The sequence below is a fragment of the Pseudomonas sp. D3-27 genome (assembly GCF_051132165.1).
Lineage (GTDB): Bacteria > Pseudomonadota > Gammaproteobacteria > Pseudomonadales > Pseudomonadaceae > Aquipseudomonas.
In genome coordinates, this window is record NZ_CP071667.1 from 1,270,291 (window position 1) to 1,293,204 (window position 22,914).

At 60.7% G+C, this 22,914-nt stretch carries 19 protein-coding genes; all 19 read left to right on the plus strand.

Translation table 11 applies throughout. From position 1 onward, the window contains the following. Window positions 1-16: 16 nt before the first annotated feature. The 19 genes from tsf (at window position 17) to kdsA (ending at window position 22,806) form a co-directional block, all read left to right on the plus strand. Complete coding sequence (gene tsf / locus J3P92_RS05945) at window positions 17-883, plus strand: translation elongation factor Ts (protein WP_072387961.1); 867 nt, start codon at window positions 17-19, stop codon at window positions 881-883. A 213-nt stretch (window positions 884-1,096) separates the two neighbouring features. Continuing rightward, the gene (pyrH, locus tag J3P92_RS05950; protein WP_039591983.1) at window positions 1,097-1,840 is read left to right on the plus strand and encodes a UMP kinase; all 744 of its coding nucleotides are present in this window, start codon (window positions 1,097-1,099) and stop codon (window positions 1,838-1,840) included. Next, window positions 1,837-2,394: a ribosome recycling factor gene (gene frr, locus J3P92_RS05955; RefSeq protein ID WP_420764236.1), complete on the plus strand. Its 558-nt coding sequence runs from the start codon at window positions 1,837-1,839 to the stop codon at window positions 2,392-2,394. Before pyrH ends, frr begins: the two co-directional genes overlap by 4 nt. Before the next feature lie 13 nt (window positions 2,395-2,407). Further along, window positions 2,408-3,163 carry a polyprenyl diphosphate synthase gene (uppS, locus tag J3P92_RS05960; RefSeq protein ID WP_434562533.1) on the plus strand — a complete coding sequence of 252 codons (756 nt, stop codon included), beginning with the start codon at window positions 2,408-2,410 and terminating at the stop codon, window positions 3,161-3,163. Then, window positions 3,163-3,969 (plus strand): phosphatidate cytidylyltransferase, encoded by an 807-nt coding sequence (locus J3P92_RS05965; RefSeq protein ID WP_434650099.1) that lies wholly within the window; start codon window positions 3,163-3,165, stop codon window positions 3,967-3,969. The genes uppS and J3P92_RS05965 overlap by 1 nt, the downstream gene beginning before the upstream one ends. Continuing rightward, entirely contained in the window at window positions 3,966-5,156 is a 1,191-nt protein-coding gene (ispC, locus tag J3P92_RS05970) for a 1-deoxy-D-xylulose-5-phosphate reductoisomerase (RefSeq protein ID WP_434650100.1), read from the plus strand. Before J3P92_RS05965 ends, ispC begins: the two co-directional genes overlap by 4 nt. A 52-nt stretch (window positions 5,157-5,208) precedes the next feature. After that, window positions 5,209-6,561 carry an RIP metalloprotease RseP gene (gene rseP, locus J3P92_RS05975; RefSeq protein ID WP_420764240.1) on the plus strand — a complete coding sequence of 451 codons (1,353 nt, stop codon included), beginning with the start codon at window positions 5,209-5,211 and terminating at the stop codon, window positions 6,559-6,561. Between the two features lie 74 nt (window positions 6,562-6,635). Next, a complete protein-coding gene (gene bamA / locus J3P92_RS05980; protein ID WP_420764241.1) occupies window positions 6,636-9,011 on the plus strand; it encodes an outer membrane protein assembly factor BamA in 2,376 nt (791 codons plus the stop codon). 45 nt (window positions 9,012-9,056) lie between these two features. After that, complete coding sequence (locus tag J3P92_RS05985) at window positions 9,057-9,560, plus strand: OmpH family outer membrane protein (protein WP_003184901.1); 504 nt, start codon at window positions 9,057-9,059, stop codon at window positions 9,558-9,560. A gap of 3 nt (window positions 9,561-9,563) precedes the next feature. Then, the gene (lpxD, locus tag J3P92_RS05990) at window positions 9,564-10,619 is read left to right on the plus strand and encodes a UDP-3-O-(3-hydroxymyristoyl)glucosamine N-acyltransferase (RefSeq protein WP_434562535.1); all 1,056 of its coding nucleotides are present in this window, start codon (window positions 9,564-9,566) and stop codon (window positions 10,617-10,619) included. A gap of 111 nt (window positions 10,620-10,730) precedes the next feature. Continuing rightward, a complete protein-coding gene (gene fabZ / locus J3P92_RS05995; RefSeq protein WP_003184897.1) occupies window positions 10,731-11,171 on the plus strand; it encodes a 3-hydroxyacyl-ACP dehydratase FabZ in 441 nt (146 codons plus the stop codon). After that, the gene (lpxA, locus tag J3P92_RS06000; protein WP_434650101.1) at window positions 11,168-11,944 is read left to right on the plus strand and encodes an acyl-ACP--UDP-N-acetylglucosamine O-acyltransferase; all 777 of its coding nucleotides are present in this window, start codon (window positions 11,168-11,170) and stop codon (window positions 11,942-11,944) included. Before fabZ ends, lpxA begins: the two co-directional genes overlap by 4 nt. Window positions 11,945-11,946: 2 nt before the next feature. Beyond that, the gene (gene lpxB / locus J3P92_RS06005; protein WP_434650102.1) at window positions 11,947-13,077 is read left to right on the plus strand and encodes a lipid-A-disaccharide synthase; all 1,131 of its coding nucleotides are present in this window, start codon (window positions 11,947-11,949) and stop codon (window positions 13,075-13,077) included. A gap of 11 nt (window positions 13,078-13,088) precedes the next feature. Beyond that, on the plus strand, window positions 13,089-13,733 hold the full coding sequence (gene rnhB, locus J3P92_RS06010; protein WP_420764449.1) for a ribonuclease HII: 645 nt from the start codon (window positions 13,089-13,091) through the stop codon (window positions 13,731-13,733). Window positions 13,734-13,972: 239 nt separating this feature from the next. Further along, window positions 13,973-17,494: a DNA polymerase III subunit alpha gene (gene dnaE, locus J3P92_RS06015; RefSeq protein ID WP_434562539.1), complete on the plus strand. Its 3,522-nt coding sequence runs from the start codon at window positions 13,973-13,975 to the stop codon at window positions 17,492-17,494. Between the two features lie 150 nt (window positions 17,495-17,644). Continuing rightward, window positions 17,645-18,592: an acetyl-CoA carboxylase carboxyltransferase subunit alpha gene (locus tag J3P92_RS06020; RefSeq protein WP_420764246.1), complete on the plus strand. Its 948-nt coding sequence runs from the start codon at window positions 17,645-17,647 to the stop codon at window positions 18,590-18,592. A gap of 132 nt (window positions 18,593-18,724) precedes the next feature. Then, window positions 18,725-20,026: a tRNA lysidine(34) synthetase TilS gene (tilS, locus tag J3P92_RS06025; protein WP_434650103.1), complete on the plus strand. Its 1,302-nt coding sequence runs from the start codon at window positions 18,725-18,727 to the stop codon at window positions 20,024-20,026. A gap of 298 nt (window positions 20,027-20,324) precedes the next feature. Next, window positions 20,325-21,956 (plus strand): CTP synthase, encoded by a 1,632-nt coding sequence (locus tag J3P92_RS06030; RefSeq protein ID WP_420764248.1) that lies wholly within the window; start codon window positions 20,325-20,327, stop codon window positions 21,954-21,956. A gap of 4 nt (window positions 21,957-21,960) precedes the next feature. Beyond that, window positions 21,961-22,806: a 3-deoxy-8-phosphooctulonate synthase gene (kdsA, locus tag J3P92_RS06035; RefSeq protein WP_122565457.1), complete on the plus strand. Its 846-nt coding sequence runs from the start codon at window positions 21,961-21,963 to the stop codon at window positions 22,804-22,806. Window positions 22,807-22,914 lie beyond the last annotated feature (108 nt).

Below are 22,914 nucleotides of genomic sequence, written 5' to 3' on the forward strand. Positions count from 1 at the left end.
CCAAGAGGATTTTGAAATGGCAGAGATTACTGCAGCGTTGGTCAAAGAACTGCGCGAGCGTACCGGCGAAGGCATGATGGATTGCAAGAAAGCCTTGACCAAGGCTGGCGGCGACATCGAGAAAGCCATTGATGACATGCGCGCTTCGGGCGCCATCAAGGCTGCCAAGAAAGCTGGCAACGTTGCCGCTGAAGGCGCCATCGCCATCAAGGACGACGGTAAAGCCGCCGTTCTGCTGGAAGTCAACTCCCAGACCGACTTCCTGGCTCTGCAGGATGACTTCAAGGCATTCGTCGCTGCCAGCGTCGAAAAAGCTTTCGCTGACAAACTGACCGACGCAGCTCCGCTGATCGAAGCTCAGGAAGAAGCCCGCCTGGTCCTGGTTGGCAAGACCGGCGAAAACGTCAACATCCGTCGCCTGGTTCGTGTTGAAGGTGATGTGGTTGGTACCTACCTGCACGGCAACAAGATCGGTGTTGCAGTTGTCCTGAAGGGCGGCGATACCGAGCTGGCGAAAGACATCGCCATGCACGTGGCTGCAACCAACCCTGAGTTCCTGCTGCCTTCGGACGTTTCGGCTGAAGCGATCGAGCGCGAGAAGGGTGTTTTCCTGCAGCTGAACGAAGAGAAGCTGAAAGGCAAGCCTGCTGAAATCGCTGAAAAAATGGTCAGCGGCCGTATTTCCAAATTCCTGGCCGAAGCCAGCCTGGTTGAGCAGGCGTTCGTCAAGAACCCGGAAATCAAGGTCGGCGACCTGGCGAAGAAAGCCGGCGCTGAAATCGTTTCGTTCACCTACTTCAAAGTAGGCGAAGGCATCGAGAAGCCGGTCGACAACTTCGCTGAAGAAGTTGCTGCCCAGGTAGCTGCTGCCAGCAAGCAATAAGACGGTTCAACGACTGTCGCCCAGAAGAGGCTGCCCGCTCACGCGCGCAGCCTCTTTTTGGATGAGGATGCCGATTTATATTGGTTTCCTGTCGGAACTGGCTTACAAAGCCGTGTTCCGATGGCGCTGTGTCAGCGTCAAGCTAGAGTGAACGAGGCTGCAAACAGCCCGTTAAGAATTTTTTGAGAAAATACGCCGCAGGAGAGATTCGCAATGGCTCAGCAGGGCAGTGGTTATCAGGCTCGCTATAAACGCATTCTACTCAAGCTTAGCGGCGAGGCCCTGATGGGCTCGGAAGAGTTCGGGATCGATCCGAAAGTGCTGGACCGCATGGCCCTGGAAGTTGGCCAGTTGGTCGGGATCGGCGTACAGGTCGGCCTGGTCATCGGCGGTGGCAACCTGTTCCGTGGTGCTGCGCTGAGCGCGGCGGGCATGGATCGGGTCACGGGCGACCACATGGGCATGCTGGCCACTGTGATGAACGCTCTGGCTATGCGCGACGCGCTGGAGCGTGCCAATATCTCGGCCATCGTGATGTCGGCCATTTCCATGGTTGGCGTGACCGATCACTACGATCGCCGCAAGGCCATGCGCCACCTCAACTCCAAGGAAGTGGTGATCTTTGCCGCCGGTACCGGTAATCCGTTCTTCACCACGGATTCGGCCGCGTGCCTGCGAGCGATCGAAATCGATGCCGATGTCGTGCTCAAGGCAACCAAGGTAGATGGCGTGTACACCGCTGACCCGTTCAAAGACCCGCATGCCGAGAAGTTCGATCATCTGACCTACGATGAAGTGCTGGATCGCAAGCTGGGTGTAATGGATCTGACAGCTATCTGCCTGTGCCGCGACCACAAGATGCCGCTGCGCGTTTTCAACATGAACAAACCCGGTGCCCTGCTGAACATCGTCCATGGCGGCGCCGAAGGAACACTGATCGAGGAAGGCAAGCAATGATCAACGAAATCAAGAAAGACGCTGAAGAGCGCATGAAGAAATCCTTGGACTCCCTGAGCCACGCATTCGGTCAGATTCGTACCGGCAAGGCTCACCCGAGCATCCTCGGCAGCGTCATGGTGCCTTACTACGGCACTGACACACCGCTGAGCAGCGTTGCCAACGTCACCGTGAAAGATTCGCGTACCCTGCAGGTCGTGGCTTTCGAGCGCAACATGCTCGCTGCTGTAGACAAGGCGATCCAGAGCGCCGGTCTGAACCTCAACCCAACCAACCTGGGTGAGCTGCTGCTGATCCCGATGCCGGCTCTCACCGAGGAAACGCGCAAAGGCTTTACCAAACAGGCCCGTAGCGCTGCGGAAGACGCGCGTGTTGCCGTGCGCAACATCCGTCGTGACGCGTTGGGTGAGCTGAAGAAGCTGGTCAAGGATAAGGAAATCAGTGAAGACGAAGAGCGTCGTGCCATCGCTGATATCGATAAGCTGACCAAAGAATCCGAGGCCCAGATCACCAAGGCCACGGACGAGAAAGAAAAAGACCTGATGGCCGTATAAGGGTCTCGTTTTAATGGATAAGACCAAGCAGGCCGTGCCGTTCGCGGTGCCGCGCCACGTGGCGATCATCATGGACGGCAATAACCGCTGGGCCAAGAAACGCTTTATGCCCGGCGTCGCCGGGCATAAAGCCGGGGTTGATGCGGTCCGTGCAGTCATCGAGGTGTGTGCCGAGGCCGGCGTCGAGGTGCTCACCCTGTTCGCCTTCTCCAGCGAGAACTGGCAGCGTCCGGCCGATGAGGTCAGTGCCTTGATGGACCTGTTCCTCAAGGCCTTGCGACGTGAAGCCAAGCGCCTGGACGAAAACAAGATCAGCTTGCGGATCATCGGCGATCGTTCACGTTTTCATCCTGAGCTGCAGGCGGCAATGCGCGAGGCTGAGTCAGCCACGGCTGGCGCCGATCGGTTTGTCCTGCAAATCGCCGCCAATTATGGCGGCCAATGGGATATTGCCCAGGCCGCCCAGCGGCTGGCGCGGGAGGTTCAGGCCGGTCATTTGCGGCCAGAGGACATCACTGCCGACCTGTTGCAAACGTGCCTGGCGACCGGCGACCTGCCGCTGCCGGACTTGTGCATCCGCACCGGTGGCGAACACCGCATCAGCAATTTCCTGCTGTGGCAGCTGGCTTACGCCGAGCTGTACTTCTCCGACCTGTTCTGGCCGGACTTCAAACACGAAGCCATGCGCACCGCGTTGGCCGATTTCGCTTCCCGTCAGCGTCGTTTCGGTAAAACGAGCGAGCAGATCGAAGCTGGAGCCCGGGTTTAATGCTAAAACAACGAATCATCACAGCCTTGATCCTGTTGCCCATCGCGTTGGGTGGTTTTTTCCTATTGGAAGGTGCGGGCTTCGCCCTGTTCATCGGCTTGGTCGTAACGCTGGGCGCTTGGGAATGGGCGCGGCTGGCGGGTTTTGCCGCTCAATCGGCGCGCGTGACCTACGCGGCGGCGGTAGCGGCCATGTTGTTCATCATGTATGTGGTGCCTGGTATCGCGCCCTGGGTACTGGGAGCGGCGGTGCTCTGGTGGGCAACCGCGACGTTCCTGGTCTTGACCTATCCGCGTACCACGCACCACTGGTCCAATGCCGCGACCAAGCTGGTGATAGGGCTGCTGATCCTGTTGCCGGCCTGGCAAGGGCTGATCTGGATCAAGCAGGGGCCTCTGGGCAACTGGCAGATCATGGCGGTGATGGTGCTGGTGTGGGGCGCCGATGTCGGAGCCTATTTTTCTGGTCGTGCCTTCGGCAAGCGCAAGCTGGCGCCAAAGGTCAGTCCTGGCAAGAGCTGGGAAGGCGTCTATGGCGGCCTTGCCTTGAGCCTGGTCATCACGGCGGTGGTCGGCTTCGTGCGAGACTGGACCGTCGCGCAACTGTTGATGGGGTTGTTCGGCGCGGCCCTCATCGTGTTTGTCTCGGTGGTCGGCGACTTGACCGAAAGCATGTTCAAGCGCCAGTCCGGGATCAAGGACAGCAGTAACCTGCTGCCGGGTCACGGCGGCGTACTGGATCGTATCGACAGCCTGACTGCCGCGATTCCTGTCTTCGCCGTTCTGCTCTGGATGGCCGCGTCGTGAGTCGTGCACAGCAGATCACTGTGCTGGGCGCTACGGGTTCGATCGGCCTCAGCACGCTGGACGTCATTGGCCGGCACCCTGAGCGCTACCAGGTGTTCGCCCTCAGTGGTTTCACGCGCTTGAGCGAGTTGCTGGCGCTGTGCATTCGCCACGCGCCACGGTTTGCCGTAGTGCCCGAGGCTGGCGTGGCGAGCGCGCTGCAAGACGACCTACGGGCCGCGGGGCTGCGAACCCGGGTGCTCGTGGGGGAAGAGGGTCTTTGCCAGGTGGCTTCCGATCCGGAAGTCGACGCCGTGATGGCGGCGATCGTGGGTGCGGCGGGGCTGCGCCCGACCTTGGCGGCGGTGGAGGCTGGCAAGAAAATTCTGCTGGCCAATAAAGAGGCGCTGGTGATGTCTGGCGCGCTGTTCATGCAAGCGGTGCGCAAAAGCGGCTCGGTACTGTTGCCGATCGACAGCGAACACAACGCGATTTTCCAATGCATGCCGCAGGACTTTTCCCGTGGCCTGGGGACAGTGGGCGTCCGGAGGATTCTTCTGACGGCGTCCGGTGGTCCGTTCCGGCAGACACCGCTGGAAGAATTGGTGCATGTTTCACCCGAGCAGGCCTGCGCTCATCCGAACTGGTCCATGGGGCGCAAGATTTCCGTGGATTCAGCCAGCATGATGAACAAAGGGTTGGAGTTGATCGAGGCCTGCTGGCTGTTCGACGCCAAGCCGTCGCAGGTAGAAGTGGTGATCCACCCGCAGAGCGTGATCCACTCCCTCGTCGACTACGTCGATGGTTCGGTGCTGGCCCAGTTGGGCAACCCGGACATGCGCACGCCGATCGCCAACGCGTTGGCCTGGCCGGAGCGGATTGATTCGGGAGTGGCGCCGCTGGACCTGTTCGCGATCGCGCGCCTGGATTTCCAGGCGCCCGATGAACAGCGCTTTCCCTGTCTGCGCCTGGCGCGGCAGGCGGCCGAGGTGGGCGACAGCGCGCCGGCCATGCTTAATGCCGCTAACGAAGTGGCGGTTGCAGCGTTTCTCGATGGGCGTGTCCGTTACCTCGAGATCGCGAGTATCATCGAGGAAGTCTTGAACCTCGAGGCCGTGGTCTCCCTCGATGACCTCGACGCGGTATTTACCGTGGATGCCAGGGCTCGCCAGTTGGCGGGCCAGTGGTTGAGCCGCCACGGGCGTTGAGGCTGCGGTACGTTAGCCAGGGTTGTCCTGGGCAGGATTGTGGAGAAAACAGATGAGCGCGCTCTATATGATCGTCGGCACCCTGGTTGCGCTGGGTGTGCTGGTCACTTTTCACGAATTCGGCCATTTCTGGGTCGCGCGTCGCTGTGGCGTCAAGGTCCTGCGTTTTTCCGTCGGCTTCGGCATGCCCCTGCTACGCTGGCACGACAAGCAGGGCACTGAATTCGTTGTCGCGGCCATCCCCCTGGGCGGCTACGTGAAGATGCTCGACGAGCGCGAGGGTGAAGTTCCTCTCGACCAGCTCGACCAATCCTTCAATCGCAAGACCGTTCGTCAGCGCATCGCCATTGTGGCGGCGGGGCCGATCGCCAACTTCCTGCTGGCCCTGGTGTTTTTCTGGGCGCTGGCCATGCTGGGCAGCGAGCAGGTGCGCCCTGTCATTGGCGCGGTCGAGGCGGGGAGCGTTGCGGCGCGCGCCGGGTTGGGCGCGGGCCAGGAAATCGTGGCCATCGATGGCGAGCCAACATCAGGCTGGGCCGCCGTCAATCTGCAATTGGTGCGTCGCCTGGGTGAGAGCGGTTCCCTGCAGATGATCGTTCGCGAGGAGGGATCCACCGCGGACTCGCCCCGGGAGCTGGTACTCGATAATTGGCTCAAAGGTGCCGACGAGCCTGATCCGATCCGCTCCCTCGGGATCCGTCCATGGCGTCCCGCGCTGGCGCCTGTCCTCGCCGAACTCGACCCGAAAGGCCCGGCACATGCCGCGGGCCTGAAGACCGGTGACCGTTTGCTCGCGTTCGATGGGCGGGCGGTCAGCGACTGGCAGCAGGTGGTCGACTCGGTTCGTGTCCGTCCTGATGCCAAAATATTGCTGAGCGTGGAGCGCGACGGCGCCACGATCGATGTTCCCGTGACGTTGGCCGCCCGTGGCGAAGCCAAAGCGCCGACGGGTTACCTGGGGGCGGGGGTCAAGGCGGTCGACTGGCCACCGGAGATGGTTCGAGAGGTCAGCTTCGGCCCTGTCGCGGCAATTGGCGAGGGCGCGCGGCGTACTTGGACCATGAGTGTCCTGACCCTCGACTCGCTGAAGAAAATGTTGTTCGGCGAGCTCTCGGTAAAAAACTTGAGTGGACCGATAACCATTGCTAAAGTGGCGGGCGCTTCTGCCCAGTCGGGCGTCGCTGATTTCCTGAATTTCCTTGCTTATCTGAGCATTAGCCTGGGGGTTCTGAATTTGCTGCCCATCCCGGTACTGGATGGGGGGCATCTGCTGTTTTATCTGATCGAGTGGGCGCGTGGTCGTCCCTTGTCGGATCGGGTGCAAGGTTGGGGGATACAGATCGGTATCAGCTTGGTGGTCGGGGTGATGTTGCTTGCCTTGGTCAACGATCTGGGTCGTCTGTAACGCTTCGCTGAATTGCGAATCTGCCGCATTTTGCGGCAGTTTGTTTATTGCCAGTTGGAATAAGAAAGGACTTCATGAAACGTCTGCTGCTAACTGCGGTTCTCACCGTATTGATGATCGCCGAAGTTCACGCCGAGTCCTTCACTATCTCTGATATTCGCGTCAACGGCCTCCAGCGGGTTTCCGCAGGTAGCGTCTTTGGTGCCTTGCCGCTGAACGTCGGCGAGCAGGCGGATGATCGGCGCCTGGTGGAATCCACTCGTGCGTTGTTCAAGACCGGCTTCTTTCAAGATATCCAGCTGGGCCGCGACGGCAATGTCCTGGTCATCACGGTCGTCGAGCGCCCTTCGGTCGCCAGTATCGAGATCGAGGGCAACAAGGCGATTTCCACTGAGGACCTGATGAAAGGCCTCAAGCAATCCGGCCTGGCCGAAGGCGAGATCTTCCAGCGCGCCACTCTCGAAGGTGTGCGTAACGAGCTGCAGCGCCAGTACGTCGCCCAGGGTCGCTATTCGGCCACCGTCGACACCGAAGTGGTGCCGCAGCCACGCAACCGCGTCGGCCTGAAGGTCAACATCAACGAAGGCACCGTGGCGGCCATCCAGCACATCAACGTGGTGGGCAACACGGTTTTCCCGGATGAAGACCTGATCGACCTGTTCGAGCTCAAGACCACCAACTGGCTGTCGTTCTTCAAGAACGACGACAAGTACGCCCGTGAAAAACTTTCCGGTGACCTGGAGCGCCTGCGTTCCTACTACCTGGACCGTGGCTACATCAACATGGATATCGCTTCGACCCAGGTGTCCATTACCCCGGACAAGAAGCACGTCTACATCACCGTCAACGTCAACGAAGGCGAGAAGTACACCGTTCGTGACGTCAAGCTCAGTGGTGACCTGAAAGTCCCTGAAGACCAGGTGAAATCACTCTTGCTCGTGCAGAAGGGCCAGGTGTTCTCGCGCAAGCTGATGACCACCACGTCCGAGCTGATCACCCGTCGCCTGGGTAACGAGGGTTATACCTTCGCCAACGTCAACGGCGTGCCGCAGCCGCACGATGAAGACCATACCGTCGACATCACCTTCGCCGTGGATCCGGGCAAGCGTGCCTACGTCAACCGCATCAACTTCCGTGGCAACACCAAATCCGAAGATGAAGTGCTGCGTCGTGAAATGCGCCAGATGGAAGGCGGTTGGGCGTCGACCTACCTGATCGACCAGTCCAAGACCCGTCTGGAACGCCTGGGCTTCTTCAAGGAAGTCAACGTCGAGACCCCGGCCGTACCGGGCGTCGATGACCAGGTGGATGTGAACTACAGCGTTGAAGAACAAGCTTCCGGCTCGATCACCGCCAGCGTCGGTTTCGCCCAGAGCGCGGGCCTGATCCTGGGTGGGTCGATCACCCAGAACAACTTCCTGGGCACCGGTAACAAGGTCAGCCTCGGCCTGACCCGAAGCGAGTACCAGACCCGCTACAACTTCGGCTACGTGGACCCCTACTGGACCGCCGACGGCGTGAGCCTGGGCTACAACGCCTTCTATCGCACCACCGACTACGACGAGCTCGATGCTGACATCTCCAGCTACGCCGTGGACAGCCTGGGTGCGGGTGTGAACGTTGGTTACCCAATCAGCGAGACTTCGCGCCTTACCTTCGGCCTCACCGCGCAGCAGGACAAGATCAACACCGGTCGCTACACCGTTGACGAGATTTTCGATTTCGTCGAGAAGGAAGGCGATAACTACCTGAACTTCAAGGCGTCTGTCGGCTGGTCCGAATCGACCTTGAACAAGGGCGTGCTGGCGACGCGCGGTCGGTCCCAGAGCCTGGTGCTGGAAACCACCACCCCTGGCAGTGACCTGTCGTTCTTCAAGCTCGATTACCGTGGCCAGTTGTTCCAGCCGTTGACCGACAACTACACCATGCGCCTGCACACCGAGCTGGGTTATGGCGATGGCTACGGTTCGACCGATGGCCTGCCGTTCTATGAGAACTACTACGCCGGTGGTTTCAACTCGGTCCGTGGTTTCAAGGACAGCACCTTGGGCCCGCGCAGTACGCCGAGCCGTGGCACCAACCCGGGGACCATCCGCGATCCGGACCAGGATCCGCTGCCGTTCGGTGGCAACGTGCTCATCCAGGGCGGCGCGGAAATCCTATTCCCGATGCCGTTCGTCAAGGATCAGCGCTCCCTGCGTACCTCGGTATTCTGGGACGTGGGTAACGTATTCGACTCCAGTTGTGATGACACCACCAACGCTAACGGTACGAGTTCCAATACCAAGTGCAACGACATCAGCCTCAGCAACCTGGCCAGCTCCGTCGGTGTGGGCGTGACCTGGGTCACCGCGCTGGGCCCGTTGAGCTTCGCATTGGCGATGCCGATCAAGAAACCGGACGACGCTGAAACCCAAGTGTTCCAATTCTCCCTCGGCCAGACGTTCTAAGCGTCTGACCCAAGATAACGACAACGGATTTTGTAGGAGTACATCGTGCGTAAGTTGACTCAATTGGTTCTCCTGGCGACCGTGCTGGTCGCAGGCCCGGCTTTTGCCGACATGAAAATCGCCGTGCTGAACTATCAGATGGCCTTGCTGGAGTCCGACGCGGCGAAGAAATACGCCGTAGACGCCGAGAAGAAATTTGGCCCGCAACTGACCAAGCTCAAAGGCCTGGAAAGCAGTGCCAAAGGCATTCAGGACCGTCTGGTGGCCGGTGGCGACAAGATGGCCCAGGGCGAGCGCGAACGCCTGGAGCTTGAATTCAAGCAGAAGGCTCGTGACTTTCAGTTCCAGTCCAAGGAACTGAACGAAGCGAAAGCCGTGGCCGACCGTGAAATGCTCAAGCAGCTCAAGCCGAAACTCGACAGCGCCGTGGAAGAAGTCATCAAGAAAGGTGGTTTCGACCTGGTGTTCGAGCGGGGCGCAGTGATCGATGTCAAACCTCAATACGACATCACGCGCCAGGTCATCGAGCGCATGAACCAGCTGAAGTAATCCATGACAGCGACTATCAAGCTCGGCCAATTGGCTGAGTTCCTCGGCGCCACCCTGCGTGGCGACCCGGAGAAGGTCATCACTGGGCTAGCCACTTTGCAAGAGGCTGGCCCAGCTCAGTTGAGCTTCCTGGCAAATCCCCAGTACCGCAAATACCTGGCTGACAGCCGGGCTGCCGCGTTATTGCTCAAGGCTGGCGATGCCGAAGGGTTTGTCGGCGATGCGCTGATCGTGGCCGATCCGTACCTGGCGTACGCGCGAATTTCCCATCTGTTCGATCCCAAACCCAAGTCGGCGGCAGGCATTCATCCCAGCGCGGTGATCGCGTCGGATGCCGTCGTCGATCCCTCGGCCAGTATCGGTCCCTTCGTCGTCATCGAAAGCGCGGCCCGGATTGGCGCCGGCGTGACGCTGGGCGCCCATTGCTTCATCGGTGCGCGTAGCGAGATCGGCGAGGGCGGTTGGCTGGCTCCGCGGGTCACCCTCTACCACGATGTACGCATCGGCAAACGGGTGGTGATCCAGTCCGGCGCGGTGCTGGGCGGTGAAGGGTTCGGTTTCGCCAATGAGAAGGGCGTCTGGCAAAAGATCGCCCAGATTGGTGGCGTGAGCGTTGGCGACGACGTGGAGATAGGCGTCAATACAGCCATCGACCGTGGCGCGCTGGCCGATACGGTCATCGGCAATGGCGTCAAGCTCGATAACCAGATCCAGATCGCCCACAACGTCCAGGTCGGTGATCACACCGCCATGGCGGCTTGTGTCGGCATTTCCGGCAGCACCAAAATCGGCAAGCACTGCATGCTCGCCGGCGGCGTGGGCCTGGTGGGCCATATCGATATTTGTGACAACGTATTCCTGACCGGGATGACCATGGTGACCCACTCGATTACCGAGCCGGGTGCCTATTCTTCCGGCACAGCCATGCAACCGGCTGCCGAGTGGCGAAAGAGCGCGGCGCGTATCCGCCAGCTCGACGACATCGCGCGGCGCCTCAAGCAGGTGGAAAAGCGTGTAGGGGACGTGACCCCTGGCGGTAATGCTTCATCAGATGGCTGATACCATTTCCATATCAAGTGTGCACAGCCGCTAGGCCCTGGCCTCCTTGATTTGCTAGCGGGGTGCGCGTCAATCGTGCGCTCCCAATCTTTACATAGGCTTCCCCCCGAAATGATGGACATCAACGAGATTCGCGAATACCTGCCTCACCGTTACCCGTTCCTGCTGGTGGATCGGGTCGTGGACCTGGATGTTGAAGGCAAGCGCATTCGCGCCTACAAGAATGTCAGCATCAACGAACCGTTCTTCAATGGCCACTTCCCAGCGCATCCAATCATGCCGGGCGTGTTGATCATCGAAGCGATGGCTCAGGCTGCCGGGATCCTTGGTTTCAAAATGCTCGACGTGAAGCCTGCCGATGGCACGCTGTATTACTTCGTCGGCTCCGACAAGCTGCGTTTCCGCCAGCCGGTGACCCCGGGCGATCAATTGATCCTCGAGGCCAAGTTCATCAGTTGCAAGCGCCAGATCTGGAAATTCGAATGCCAGGCTTCGGTCGACGGCAAGCCGGTCTGCTCCGCTGAAATCATCTGCGCGGAACGCAAGCTATGAGTTTGATTGACCCTCGCGCAATCATCGATCCGTCGGCCGTGCTGGCCGCCGATGTCGAGGTTGGCCCTTGGTCAATCATCGGCGCAGGTGTGGAAATCGGCGAGGGCACGGTGATCGGTCCCCACGTAATTCTCAAGGGCCCGACCCGGATCGGCCGGCACAATCGCATCTACCAGTTTTCATCGGTAGGCGAGGACACGCCCGATCTCAAGTACAAAGGTGAAGAAACCCGCCTGGTGATCGGCGATCACAATGTGATTCGCGAAGGCGTGACGATCCACCGTGGCACCGTCCAGGACCGTTCCGAAACGACGCTGGGCGATCACAACCTGATCATGGCCTATGCCCATATCGGTCACGACAGCATCATTGGCAACCATTGCATCCTGGTCAACAACACCGCGTTGGCCGGCCATGTGCATGTGGATGACTGGGCGATCCTGTCCGGTTTCACCCTGGTCCACCAGTATTGCCATATCGGTGCCCACAGTTTCTCCGGCATGGGCACCGCCATCGGCAAGGATGTCCCGGCCTATGTCACGGTGTTCGGTAACCCGGCCGAAGCCCGCAGCATGAACTTCGAAGGCATGCGTCGTCGTGGTTTCAGCGAAGAGGCGATCACGGCCTTGCGCCGCGCCTACAAGGTCGTCTACCGCCAGGGCCTGACGGTCGACCAGGCGCTCGCCGAACTGGCCGAAGCGTCAGTGCAGTTCCCGGAGGTCGCGACATTCCGCGACTCCATCCAGTCTTCGACCCGCGGCATCACCCGCTGACCATGGCCAATCTGCGTATTGCGCTGGTAGCGGGAGAGGCTTCCGGTGACATCCTGGGTGCCGGCTTGATGCGCGCGCTCAAGGCGCAGCATCCCGCGGTCGAATTCATCGGTGTCGGCGGCCCGTTGATGCAGGCCGAAGGCCTGGAGTCCTACTTTCCCATGGAGCGGCTGTCGGTCATGGGCCTGGTGGAGGTGCTCGGGCGCTTGCGCGAGTTACTGGCCCGTCGCAAGAAACTGATCCAGACGCTGATCGAGGAGAAACCGGACGTCTTCATCGGCATCGACGCGCCGGACTTCACCCTCAATATCGAGCTCAAGTTGCGCCAGGCTGGCATCAAGACCGTGCATTACGTCAGCCCGTCCGTCTGGGCCTGGCGGCAGAAGCGGGTGCTGAAGATTCGCGAAGGCTGCGACCTGATGCTCACGCTGCTGCCATTCGAAGCGCGCTTCTACGAAGAAAAAGGCGTGCCGGTGCGGTTTGTCGGGCACACCCTGGCCGATACCATTCCCCTGGAAGCAGACCGCGCGGCGGCTCGCCAGGCATTGGGCCTGCCGGAAGGGCCGCTGGTGGCGTTGATGCCTGGCAGCCGGGGCGGCGAGGTCAATCGCCTGGGCGGGTTGTTCTTCGACGCCGCCGAACGGATGCGGACGATGCGTCCCGATGTCAGGTTTGTTCTTCCTTGTGCCAGCCCGCAGCGGCGCGGCCAGCTTGAAGCCTTGCTGGCCGGGCGCGATTTGCCGGTGATGCTGCTCGACGGTCAGTCCCACCAAGCGCTGGCCGCCTGCGATGCCGTGTTGATTGCCTCTGGCACTGCTACCCTTGAGGCGTTGTTATACAAACGCCCAATGGTGGTCGCGTATCGTTTGGCGCCGCTGACGTTCTGGATTCTCAAGCGCATGGTCAAGAGCCCTTACGTTTCCTTGCCGAATCTTCTGGCCCAGCGCTTGCTGGTACCCGAGCTGCTTCAGGACGACGCAACCGCCGAGTCGCTGGCCAATACGCTGTTGCCCCTGATCGACGGCGGCGAGGAACAGACCCGGGGCTTTGACGAAATCCACCGCACCTTGCGACGCGATGCGTCCAACCAGGCTGCGGAGGCTGTATTGACCCTGATCGGCAAGAAACAATGAGCAACGTAAAGCTGCAGATGGGCCTGGATTTCAACCTGGTCGCCGAGGTGGAACAGCTTGTCGCCGGTGTCGATGAAGTAGGACGCGGCCCGTTGTGCGGCGCGGTGGTCACGGCGGCGGTGATTCTCGATCCGACACGGCCGATTCTGGGTCTCGATGACTCGAAGAAACTCACCGAGGCCCGTCGCGAAAAGCTTTATGACGAAATCTGTGAGAAAGCCTTGAGTTGGTGCATCGCCCGGGCCGAAGTCGAAGAAATCGATGAACTCAATATCCTGCACGCCACCATGCTCGCCATGCAGCGTGCGGTGCACGGGCTGCATGTCACGCCGAAGCTGGCGATGATCGACGGCAATCGCTGTCCGAAACTGTCGATGCGCGCCGAGGCGGTCATCCAGGGCGACGGCAAGGTTCCGGCCATCGCAGCCGCCTCGATCCTGGCCAAGGTCAGCCGCGACCGGGAAATGGCCGCGTTCGAATTGATCTACCCCGGCTACGGGATTGGCAGCCACAAGGGTTATCCGACCCCGGTGCATCTGGAAGCCCTGGCACGCCTTGGGCCGACGCCGATCCACAGGCGTTCGTTCGCGCCGGTTCGGCTGGCTTATGAGGCGCGTGGTGGGCTGATCGTGAGTAATCAGGCTCCCATTACATAAAGGCGAATGTGGATTTGTGGCGAGGGGATTTATCCCCGCTGGAGCGCGAAGCGGTCCTTTAGCTGACAACCCGTTGCCTGATGGGCTTTTGGGGCCGCTTCGCAGCCCAGCGGGGATAAATCCCCTCGCCACAAAAGTAGTGTGCGCATTTGCCTGACGGGATACACATGGCTGATGTTTTACCCAAGGCCCGGTACAATCCGGGCCTTGTTGTTTTCATGACTTAACGCAGGATCACTATGCCGGCTTCATTCGTTCATCTACGCCTGCACACTGAATATTCCCTGGTCGACGGTCTGGTGCGGATCAAGCCCCTGGTCAAGACCCTGGTGGGCATGAACATGCCTGCCGTGGCGGTTACCGACCAGAACAACATGTGCTCGCTGGTCAAGTTCTACAAGAACGCCATGGGCGCCGGGATCAAGCCGATCTGCGGCGCCGACCTGTGGCTGGCGAGCAAGGACCCGGATGCGCCGCTGAGCCGTATCAGCCTGCTGGTGATGAATGCCGTGGGCTACCGCAACCTCACCGAGCTGATTTCCCGCGGCTTTATCGACGGCCAGCGCAACGGCTCGATCATCATCGAGCGCGAATGGGTGGCCGAGGCCAGCGAAGGGTTGATCATGCTGTCGGCGGCCAAGGAGGGCGAGATCGGCCTGGCCCTGCTCAGCGGCAATACCGAAGAAGCCGAGCAGCTCGCTCGCGACTGGATGGCGGTGTTCCCGGATCGCTTCTACATCGAAGTGCAGCGCACCAGCCGTCCCAATGACGAAGAGCACCTGCACGCCGCCGTGGCCCTGGCCGACAAGCTCGGTGCGCCGCTGGTGGCGACCAACGACGTGCGGTTTATCAAGCAAGAAGATTTCGAGGCCCACGAGACCCGCGTCTGCATCGGCGAGGGCCGCGCCCTCGACGACCCGCGTCGGCCGAAGAACTACAGCGACCAGCAGTACCTCAAGAGCGCCGAGGAAATGGCCGAGTTGTTCAGCGACCTGCCCGAAGCGCTGGAAAACACCGTCGAGATCGCCAAGCGCTGCAACATCGAAGTGAAGCTGGGCAAGCACTTTTTGCCCAACTTCCCGATTCCCGATGGCATGACCATCGATGAATATTTCCGCAAGGTCTCGTTCGACGGCCTCGAAGAACGGCTGAGCGTCCTTTTGCCCAAGGACACCACCGAAGATTACGAAGCCAAGCGCCAGGTCTATGTCGATCGGTTGAATTTCGAACTGGATATCATCATCCAGATGGGGTTCCCCGGTTACTTCCTGATTGTGATGGACTTCATCCAGTGGGCCAAGAGCAACGGCGTGCCGGTAGGCCCTGGCCGGGGGTCGGGCGCCGGGTCGCTGGTGGCCTACGTGCAGAAGATCACCGACCTCGACCCGCTGGAATATGACCTGCTGTTCGAACGTTTCCTCAACCCGGAACGGGTTTCCATGCCCGACTTCGACGTCGACTTCTGCATGGACGGTCGCGACCGGGTGATCGACTACGTGGCCGAAAAATACGGCCGCAACGCAGTGAGCCAGATCATCACTTTCGGTTCCATGGCCGCCAAGGCTGTGGTGCGCGACGTGGCGCGGGTGCAGGGCAAGTCCTACGGCCTGGCGGATCGCCTGTCGAAGATGATCCCCTTCGAAGTCGGCATGACCCTGGAAAAAGCCTACGAGCAGGAAGAAATCCTGCGGGACTTCATCAAGGTCGACGAAGAGGCCGCGGAAATCTGGGAGATGGCCCGCAAGCTCGAAGGCGTGGTGCGTAACGTCGGCAAGCACGCCGGTGGCGTGGTGATCGCGCCGACCAAGCTGACCGACTTTTCGCCGATCTATTGCGATGAAGAGGGCGACGGCCTGGTCACCCAGTTCGACAAGGATGACGTCGAGGCGGCGGGCCTGGTGAAGTTCGACTTCCTTGGCCTGCGGACCCTGACCATCATCGACTGGGCGCTCAAGACCATCAACCGCGACCGGGCCAAGGTCGGCGAAGAGCCGCTGGACATTGCCTTCATTCCGCTTGACGACAAGCCGACCTACAGCCTGTTGCAGAAAGCTGAAACCACGGCGGTGTTCCAGCTTGAATCCCGAGGCATGAAGGAGCTGATCAAGAAGCTCAAGCCCGACTGCCTGGAAGACTTGATCGCACTGGTGGCCCTGTTCCGTCCGGGCCCGCTGCAATCGGGCATGGTGGACGACTTCATCAACCGTAAGCACGGGCGCGCCGAGCTGGCCTATCCGCACCCCGACTACCAGTACGAGGGCCTCAAGCCAGTACTGGCACCGACCTACGGCATCATCCTGTATCAGGAACAGGTGATGCAGATTGCCCAGGTGATGGCCGGCTACACCCTCGGCGGCGCGGATATGCTGCGTCGAGCGATGGGTAAGAAAAAGCCCGAGGAGATGGCCAAACAACGCGGCGGTTTCATCGAAGGTTGTGCAAACAACGGCATCGATGCGGACCTGGCGGGCAACATCTTCGACCTGGTGGAAAAATTCGCCGGCTATGGCTTCAACAAATCCCACTCCGCCGCCTATGGCCTGGTGTCGTACCAGACGGCATGGTTGAAAGCACACTACCCGGCGCCGTTCATGGCGGCGGTGCTCTCGGCGGATATGCACAACACCGACAAGGTCGTGACCTTGATCGAAGAAGTGCGGACCATGAAGCTGCGCCTCGACGCGCCGGACGTGAACGCTTCGGAGTTCAAGTTCACGGTGAACGACGAAGGCCGCATCATCTACGGCCTCGGCGCGATCAAGGGCGTGGGCGAAGGCCCGGTGGAGGCGATCACCGAAGCGCGCCAGGACGGGCCCTTCAAGGACCTGTTCGATTTCTGCGCCCGGGTCGACCTCAAACGTATCAACAAGCGTACCCTCGACGGGCTGATCCGCAGTGGCGCCCTGGACCGTTTGGGCCCGTACTTCCATGACGAGCCCAAGGCCTACCAGGCCAACATCGACCGCAACCGCGCGGTGTTGCTGGCGGCGATGGAAGAAGCGATCAAGGCCGCCGAACAGACGGCCCGCACCCACGACAGCGGCCACGCCGACCTGTTTGGCGGGTTGTTCGTCGAGGAAGACGCCGATGTGTATGCCAATCATCGCAAGGCCAAGGAGCTGACCCTCAAGGAGCGCCTCAAGGGCGAGAAAGACACCTTGGGTCTGTACCTCACCGGTCACCCGATCGATGAATACGAAGGCGAGATCCGCCGCTTCGCCCGTCAGCGCATCATCGACCTGAAGCCGGCACGCGACACGCAAACGGTCGCCGGCATGATCATCGCCCTGCGGGTAATGAAAAACAAAAAGGGCGACAAGATGGGCTTCATCACCCTCGACGACCGCTCTGGGCGTATCGAAGCGTCATTGTTTGCCGACGCGTTCCATTCGGCGCAGTCGTTGCTGCAGACGGATGCGATGGTCGTGGTGGAAGGGGAGGTCAGCAATGATGACTTTTCCGGCGGCCTGCGGTTGCGGGTCAAACGCGTAATGAGCATGGAGGATGCCCGCACCAACCTGGCCGAGAGCCTGCGCCTGAAGTTGCAGACCCAGGATCTGAAGGGCGATCAGCTACGCTGGTTGGGTGAATTGTTCAAGCGTCATCGCGGTGCTTGCCCGATTACCATGGAGTACGTGCGCCCCGACGCCAAGGCCGTGCTGCAGTTTGGCGAGGGGTGGCGGATCGACCCGGCGGATGCGTTGATTCAAGCCTTGCGTGACCAGTTCGGCAAAGACAACGTCTTCCTCCAATACCGTTGACGGCCAGGGGCCACTCCCGCACCCGGAGCGCCCCTGACCTCGACTCGAATTTTTAATCTCGACCTGAACGCGCCTCTCCCTTAAGGTAGGGCGCGAATAGACAACCGGCCGGCCCAAGCTCTCTTGGACGTCGACCCAAGACGGACGCCTATGAACCCGAATTTTCTAGATTTCGAACAGCCGATCGCCGACCTGCAAGCCAAGATCGAAGAGTTGCGCTTGGTCGGTAACGACAATTCGCTGAATATCGGCGATGAAATCTCTCGGCTGCAGGACAAGAGCCGCACGCTGACCGAAGACATCTTCGGCAAGCTGACCAGTTGGCAGATCGCGCGTCTTGCGCGTCATCCGCGTCGTCCCTACACCCTGGACTACATTGAACACATCTTCACCGAGTTCGATGAGCTTCACGGCGACCGTCATTTCTCCGACGACGCCGCGATTGTCGGTGGTGTCGCCCGCCTGGACGACCAGCCAGTGATGGTGATCGGTCACCAGAAGGGCCGCGAAGTGCGCGAGAAGGTGCGTCGCAACTTCGGCATGCCGCGTCCGGAAGGCTACCGCAAGGCTTGCCGCCTGATGGAAATGGCCGAGCGCTTCAAGATGCCGATCCTGACCTTCATCGACACCCCGGGCGCCTATCCGGGCATCGACGCTGAGGAGCGCAACCAGAGCGAAGCAATCGCCTGGAACCTGCGCGTGATGGCGCGCCTGAAGACCCCGATCATCGCCACCGTGATCGGCGAAGGCGGTTCTGGCGGTGCGTTGGCCATCGGTGTCTGCGACCAATTGAACATGCTGCAATATTCCACCTACGCGGTGATTTCGCCGGAAGGTTGCGCTTCGATCCTCTGGAAAACCGCCGAGAAGGCACCGGATGCCGCCGAAGCCATGGGCATCACCGCCGAGCGCCTCAAGGGCCTGGGGATCGTTGATAAAGTGATCAACGAGCCAGTGGGCGGCGCCCATCGCGATCCGGCCGCAGCAGCGGCGCTGATTCGCGCTGAACTGAGCTCGCAGTTGTCGATGCTCAAAACCTTTGACAACGACGCGCTGCTGGCCCGTCGCTATGAGCGCTTGATGAGCTACGGTCTCTGATCTGATTGCAATACCTTGTGGGAGCGAGCCTGCTCGCGATAGCGATTTAACATTCAACTCCTGAGTTGACTGAGACACCGCCATCGCAAGCAGGCTCGCTCCCACAGTTGTTTATGCCCTAGGCTGACTCCTATGAACTCAAACACGGATCTGCCCAACCGGCTTCTCGCTCAGTTATCTGACTGGCGCAACGCGTCCACCTGGCGCATCGCCTTCTCCGGTGGCCTCGACTCCACCGTCCTGCTGCACCTGCTCGTTTCCCTGGCAAAAAGCCAGGTCCTGCCGCCCCTCGGCGCCATCCATGTCCACCATGGCCTCCAGGCCGTCGCCGAGGCGTGGCCGGAACATTGTCGCCGGGTCTGCGAGACCCTTGGGGTACCGCTGCAAGTGATCAGCGTTGAGGTCCGGCCCGGCGCCAGTGTCGAGCGCGCTGCCCGGGATGCGCGTTACACGGCTTTCATCGCGGCGACGCAGAACAACGAAGTGCTGCTCACGGCGCAACACCGGGACGACCAGGCCGAAACCCTGTTGTTTCGTTTGCTGCGCGGGGCCGGGGCGCGAGGCTTGTCGGCGATGCCGAGGCAGCGGCCCTTGGGGCAGGGGCATTTGCTGCGGCCATTGCTCGATGTCTCCCGGGCGGAACTGGAGGCCTATGCCAGCCGGCATGGCTTGAGCTGGGTTGAAGATCCCTCCAATGACGATCATCGTTACGCCCGCAATTTCCTGCGGCAGCGGGTCTTTCCAGTCTTGGCCGAGCAGTGGCCCCAGGCGTCGCTGACCCTGGCCCGCAGCGCCGCGCACCTGAGCGAGGCGCAAGGCTTGCTGGACGAGCTGGCGCAGATCGACCTGGCGTGCGCCCTCACGCCGAATGCCTTCGATTGGCTCGGGCTGCGGTCCCTTGAAATGACATCTTTTCGGGCCCTGTCCCCCGCCCGGCAACGCAATGCGTTGAGTCATTGGCTGGCGCCCGTCACGCGGCTTCCCGACAGTGACCATTGGGTTGGCTGGGACTCGTTGCGTGATGCCAGGGACGATGGCCATCCTGTCTGGCGACTGGCCGATGGGGAAATACACCGGACCGGCGGACGCATCTGGTGGTTATCCGACCACTGGCTGCAGCCAGTCTCAGGCCCCGTTGAATGGCCTTGCGTGGATCAGCCTTTGGCCTTGCCGGGCAATGGCCGGGTGAGCTTGCGCGGCGAAGCCCCCCCGGGACCGCTTTGCGTTCGCTATCGCCGGGGCGGCGAAGTCATGGAATTGCCGGGTCGTGGACACCGGGACCTCAAGCGTTTGCTCAACGAAAACAGCGTGCCGGCGTTCGTCCGTGGCCGTTTGCCGCTCCTGTACCGGGGCGAGCAATTGCTGGGGTTGGCCAATCTGAAGGGGTTCGATCGGGACGCCAGTGACCGTTGGCAACTCATTTGGCAGCCATGAAAGGAAGATCTGGGTTTGAGCTGAAAGGGGCTTTCCGGTAGACTACGCTCCCTTCTTGATACAACTTCTGTGGATTCGCCTGAATTGCAGGAGTTGCCGATTACCAAGCAGTCTTTGCTGGGCGATTCCAAAAAATGTGTAGCGAGCAACGTACCGGTGATTTCACCTCCGGTCTGTCCCGACGCGGCGGTTTTTTTGAAAGGTGCACTGTGATTAATGCAGGTGATCGGGGGCTTCGGCCTTCCTTCGCTTTCCCCGGCGGCTCGGACCGCTTTAACGCAGACTTCTAGGGTTTTTCATGACGCGCTACATATTCGTCACGGGCGGTGTTGTTTCTTCATTGGGGAAAGGCATTGCCTCGGCTTCATTGGCGGCCATCCTGGAGGCGCGGGGACTTAAGGTCACCATGCTCAAGCTGGACCCGTACATCAACGTCGACCCGGGCACCATGAGCCCGTTCCAGCACGGTGAAGTGTTCGTTACCCATGACGGCGCCGAGACCGACCTGGACCTGGGCCACTACGAGCGGTTCATCCGCACGACCATGACTCAGAACAACAACTTCACCACCGGCCGTGTCTACGAGCACGTGCTGCGCAAGGAACGCCGTGGTGACTACCTGGGCGCGACCATCCAGGTCATCCCGCACATCACCGACGAAATCAAGCGCCGCATCATCAAGGGCGCCGGCGACGCGGACGTGGCGATGGTAGAGATCGGCGGTACCGTGGGCGACATCGAGTCCCAGCCGTTCCTCGAAGCCATCCGCCAGTTGCGTTTCGAAATCGGTGCCAAGCGCGCGATGCTGATGCACCTGACGCTGGTGCCGTACATCGCCACGGCCGGCGAAACCAAGACCAAGCCAACCCAGCACTCGGTCAAGGAACTGCGTTCCATCGGCTTGCAGCCGGACGTGCTGGTATGCCGCTCCGATCACCCGATCGATATGTCCTCGCGTCGCAAGATCGCCCAGTTCACCAACGTGGAAGAACGCGCGGTCATCGGCCTGGAAGACGCCGACACCATCTACAAGATCCCGGGCATCCTGCACTCCCAGGGCCTCGATGATTTCGTCGTCGAGCGCTTCGGCCTGCAATGCGCCAGCGCGGACCTGTCTGAGTGGGAGGCCGTGGTCGATGCCAAGCTCAACCCGGAACACGAAGTCACCATCGCCATGGTCGGCAAGTACATGGAGCTGCTGGACGCCTACAAGTCGCTGATCGAGGCGATGAGTCATGCCGGCATCAGCAACCGCACCAAGGTCAACCTGCGCTACATCGACTCCGAAGACATCGAGAACCAGGGCACCGGCCTTCTCGAAGGCGCCGATGCGATCCTCGTGCCGGGCGGCTTTGGCCTGCGCGGCGTGGAAGGCAAGATCACCGCGGTGCAATACGCTCGTGAAAACAAGGTGCCGTACCTGGGCATCTGCCTCGGGATGCAAGTGGCGGTCATCGAGTTTGCACGTAACGTGATGGGCTGGAAAGACGCCAACTCCACCGAATTCGATCGTGCCAGTGGCCACCCGGTCGTGGGCCTGATCACCGAGTGGGAAGACGCCACCGGTGCCGTCGAAGTGCGTACCGAAAGCTCCGACCTGGGCGGCACCATGCGCCTCGGCGCACAGGAATGCCTGCTCGAAGCCGGCTCCAAGGTGCACGACTGCTACGCCAAGGATGTGATTGTCGAGCGCCATCGCCACCGCTACGAAGTGAATAACAACCTGCTGCCTCAACTGATCGAAGCCGGCCTGAAGATCTCCGGTCGTTCCGGTGACGGCGCGCTGGTCGAAGTGGTCGAAGCTGCCGACCATCCATGGTTCGTGGCCTGCCAGTTCCACCCGGAGTTCACTTCGACACCGCGCGACGGTCACCCGCTGTTCAGCGGTTTCGTGAAAGCCGCTTTGGCTCAACACCAGAAAAAGGCATAAGACGATGGCCCAGAAGATCATCCGCGTCGGCGACATCGAGATTGCCAACGACAAGCCCATGGTGCTGTTTGGTGGCATGAACGTGCTGGAAAGCCGCGACATGGCGATGCAGGTCTGCGAAGAATACGTGAAGGTGACCCAGAAGCTGGGTATCCCTTACGTCTTCAAGGCCAGCTTCGACAAGGCCAACCGTTCGTCGGTCACCTCCTACCGAGGCCCCGGCCTGGAAGAAGGCATGCGGATCTTCCAGGACATCAAGCAAGCGTTCGGCGTGCCGATCATCACCGACGTCCACGAGCCGGCCCAGGCCGCGGTCGTCGCCGAAGTCTGCGACATCATCCAGTTGCCGGCCTTTCTGTCGCGCCAGACCGACCTGGTGGTCGCGATGGCCAAGACCGGCGCGGTGATCAATATCAAGAAAGCCCAGTTTCTCGCGCCCCAGGAAATGAAACACATCCTGAGCAAATGTGAAGAGGCCGGGAATGACCAATTGATCCTCTGCGAGCGTGGTTCGAGCTTCGGCTACAACAACCTTGTCGTGGACATGCTCGGCTTCGGCATCATGAAGCAGTTCGAGTACCCGGTGTTCTTCGACGTGACCCACGCGCTGCAAATGCCCGGCGGTCGCTCCGATTCCGCCGGCGGTCGTCGCGCCCAGGTGACCGACCTGGCCAAGGCCGGCATGAGCCAGTCTCTGGCTGGCCTGTTCCTTGAAGCCCACCCTGATCCCGACAATGCCAAGTGCGACGGCCCTTGTGCCTTGCGCTTGAACAAGCTGGAACCTTTCCTGTCTCAGCTCAAGTCGCTGGATGAGCTGGTCAAGGGTTTTCCGACGATAGAAACCGCGTAACGCGGTTTTCTCCGGTAAAGTACCGCTCGATCAACGCTCTGGCCTGCGGGCCGGGCGTTGTCGTCGGCGAGCCTGCCCGCTGCTCTACACCCGCCGACCGTAAAAGTT

Coding starts and splice junctions, on each gene's coding strand:
- tsf (WP_072387961.1), top strand. CDS start 17: ATGGCAGAGATTACTGCAGCGTTGGTCAAAGAACTGCGCGAGCGTACC.
- pyrH (WP_039591983.1), top strand. CDS start 1,097: ATGGCTCAGCAGGGCAGTGGTTATCAGGCTCGCTATAAACGCATTCTA.
- frr (WP_420764236.1), top strand. CDS start 1,837: ATGATCAACGAAATCAAGAAAGACGCTGAAGAGCGCATGAAGAAATCC.
- uppS (WP_434562533.1), top strand. CDS start 2,408: ATGGATAAGACCAAGCAGGCCGTGCCGTTCGCGGTGCCGCGCCACGTG.
- J3P92_RS05965 (WP_434650099.1), top strand. CDS start 3,163: ATGCTAAAACAACGAATCATCACAGCCTTGATCCTGTTGCCCATCGCG.
- rseP (WP_420764240.1), top strand. CDS start 5,209: ATGAGCGCGCTCTATATGATCGTCGGCACCCTGGTTGCGCTGGGTGTG.
- bamA (WP_420764241.1), top strand. CDS start 6,636: ATGAAACGTCTGCTGCTAACTGCGGTTCTCACCGTATTGATGATCGCC.
- lpxD (WP_434562535.1), top strand. CDS start 9,564: ATGACAGCGACTATCAAGCTCGGCCAATTGGCTGAGTTCCTCGGCGCC.
- fabZ (WP_003184897.1), top strand. CDS start 10,731: ATGATGGACATCAACGAGATTCGCGAATACCTGCCTCACCGTTACCCG.
- lpxA (WP_434650101.1), top strand. CDS start 11,168: ATGAGTTTGATTGACCCTCGCGCAATCATCGATCCGTCGGCCGTGCTG.
- lpxB (WP_434650102.1), top strand. CDS start 11,947: ATGGCCAATCTGCGTATTGCGCTGGTAGCGGGAGAGGCTTCCGGTGAC.
- dnaE (WP_434562539.1), top strand. CDS start 13,973: ATGCCGGCTTCATTCGTTCATCTACGCCTGCACACTGAATATTCCCTG.
- J3P92_RS06020 (WP_420764246.1), top strand. CDS start 17,645: ATGAACCCGAATTTTCTAGATTTCGAACAGCCGATCGCCGACCTGCAA.
- tilS (WP_434650103.1), top strand. CDS start 18,725: ATGAACTCAAACACGGATCTGCCCAACCGGCTTCTCGCTCAGTTATCT.
- J3P92_RS06030 (WP_420764248.1), top strand. CDS start 20,325: ATGACGCGCTACATATTCGTCACGGGCGGTGTTGTTTCTTCATTGGGG.
- kdsA (WP_122565457.1), top strand. CDS start 21,961: ATGGCCCAGAAGATCATCCGCGTCGGCGACATCGAGATTGCCAACGAC.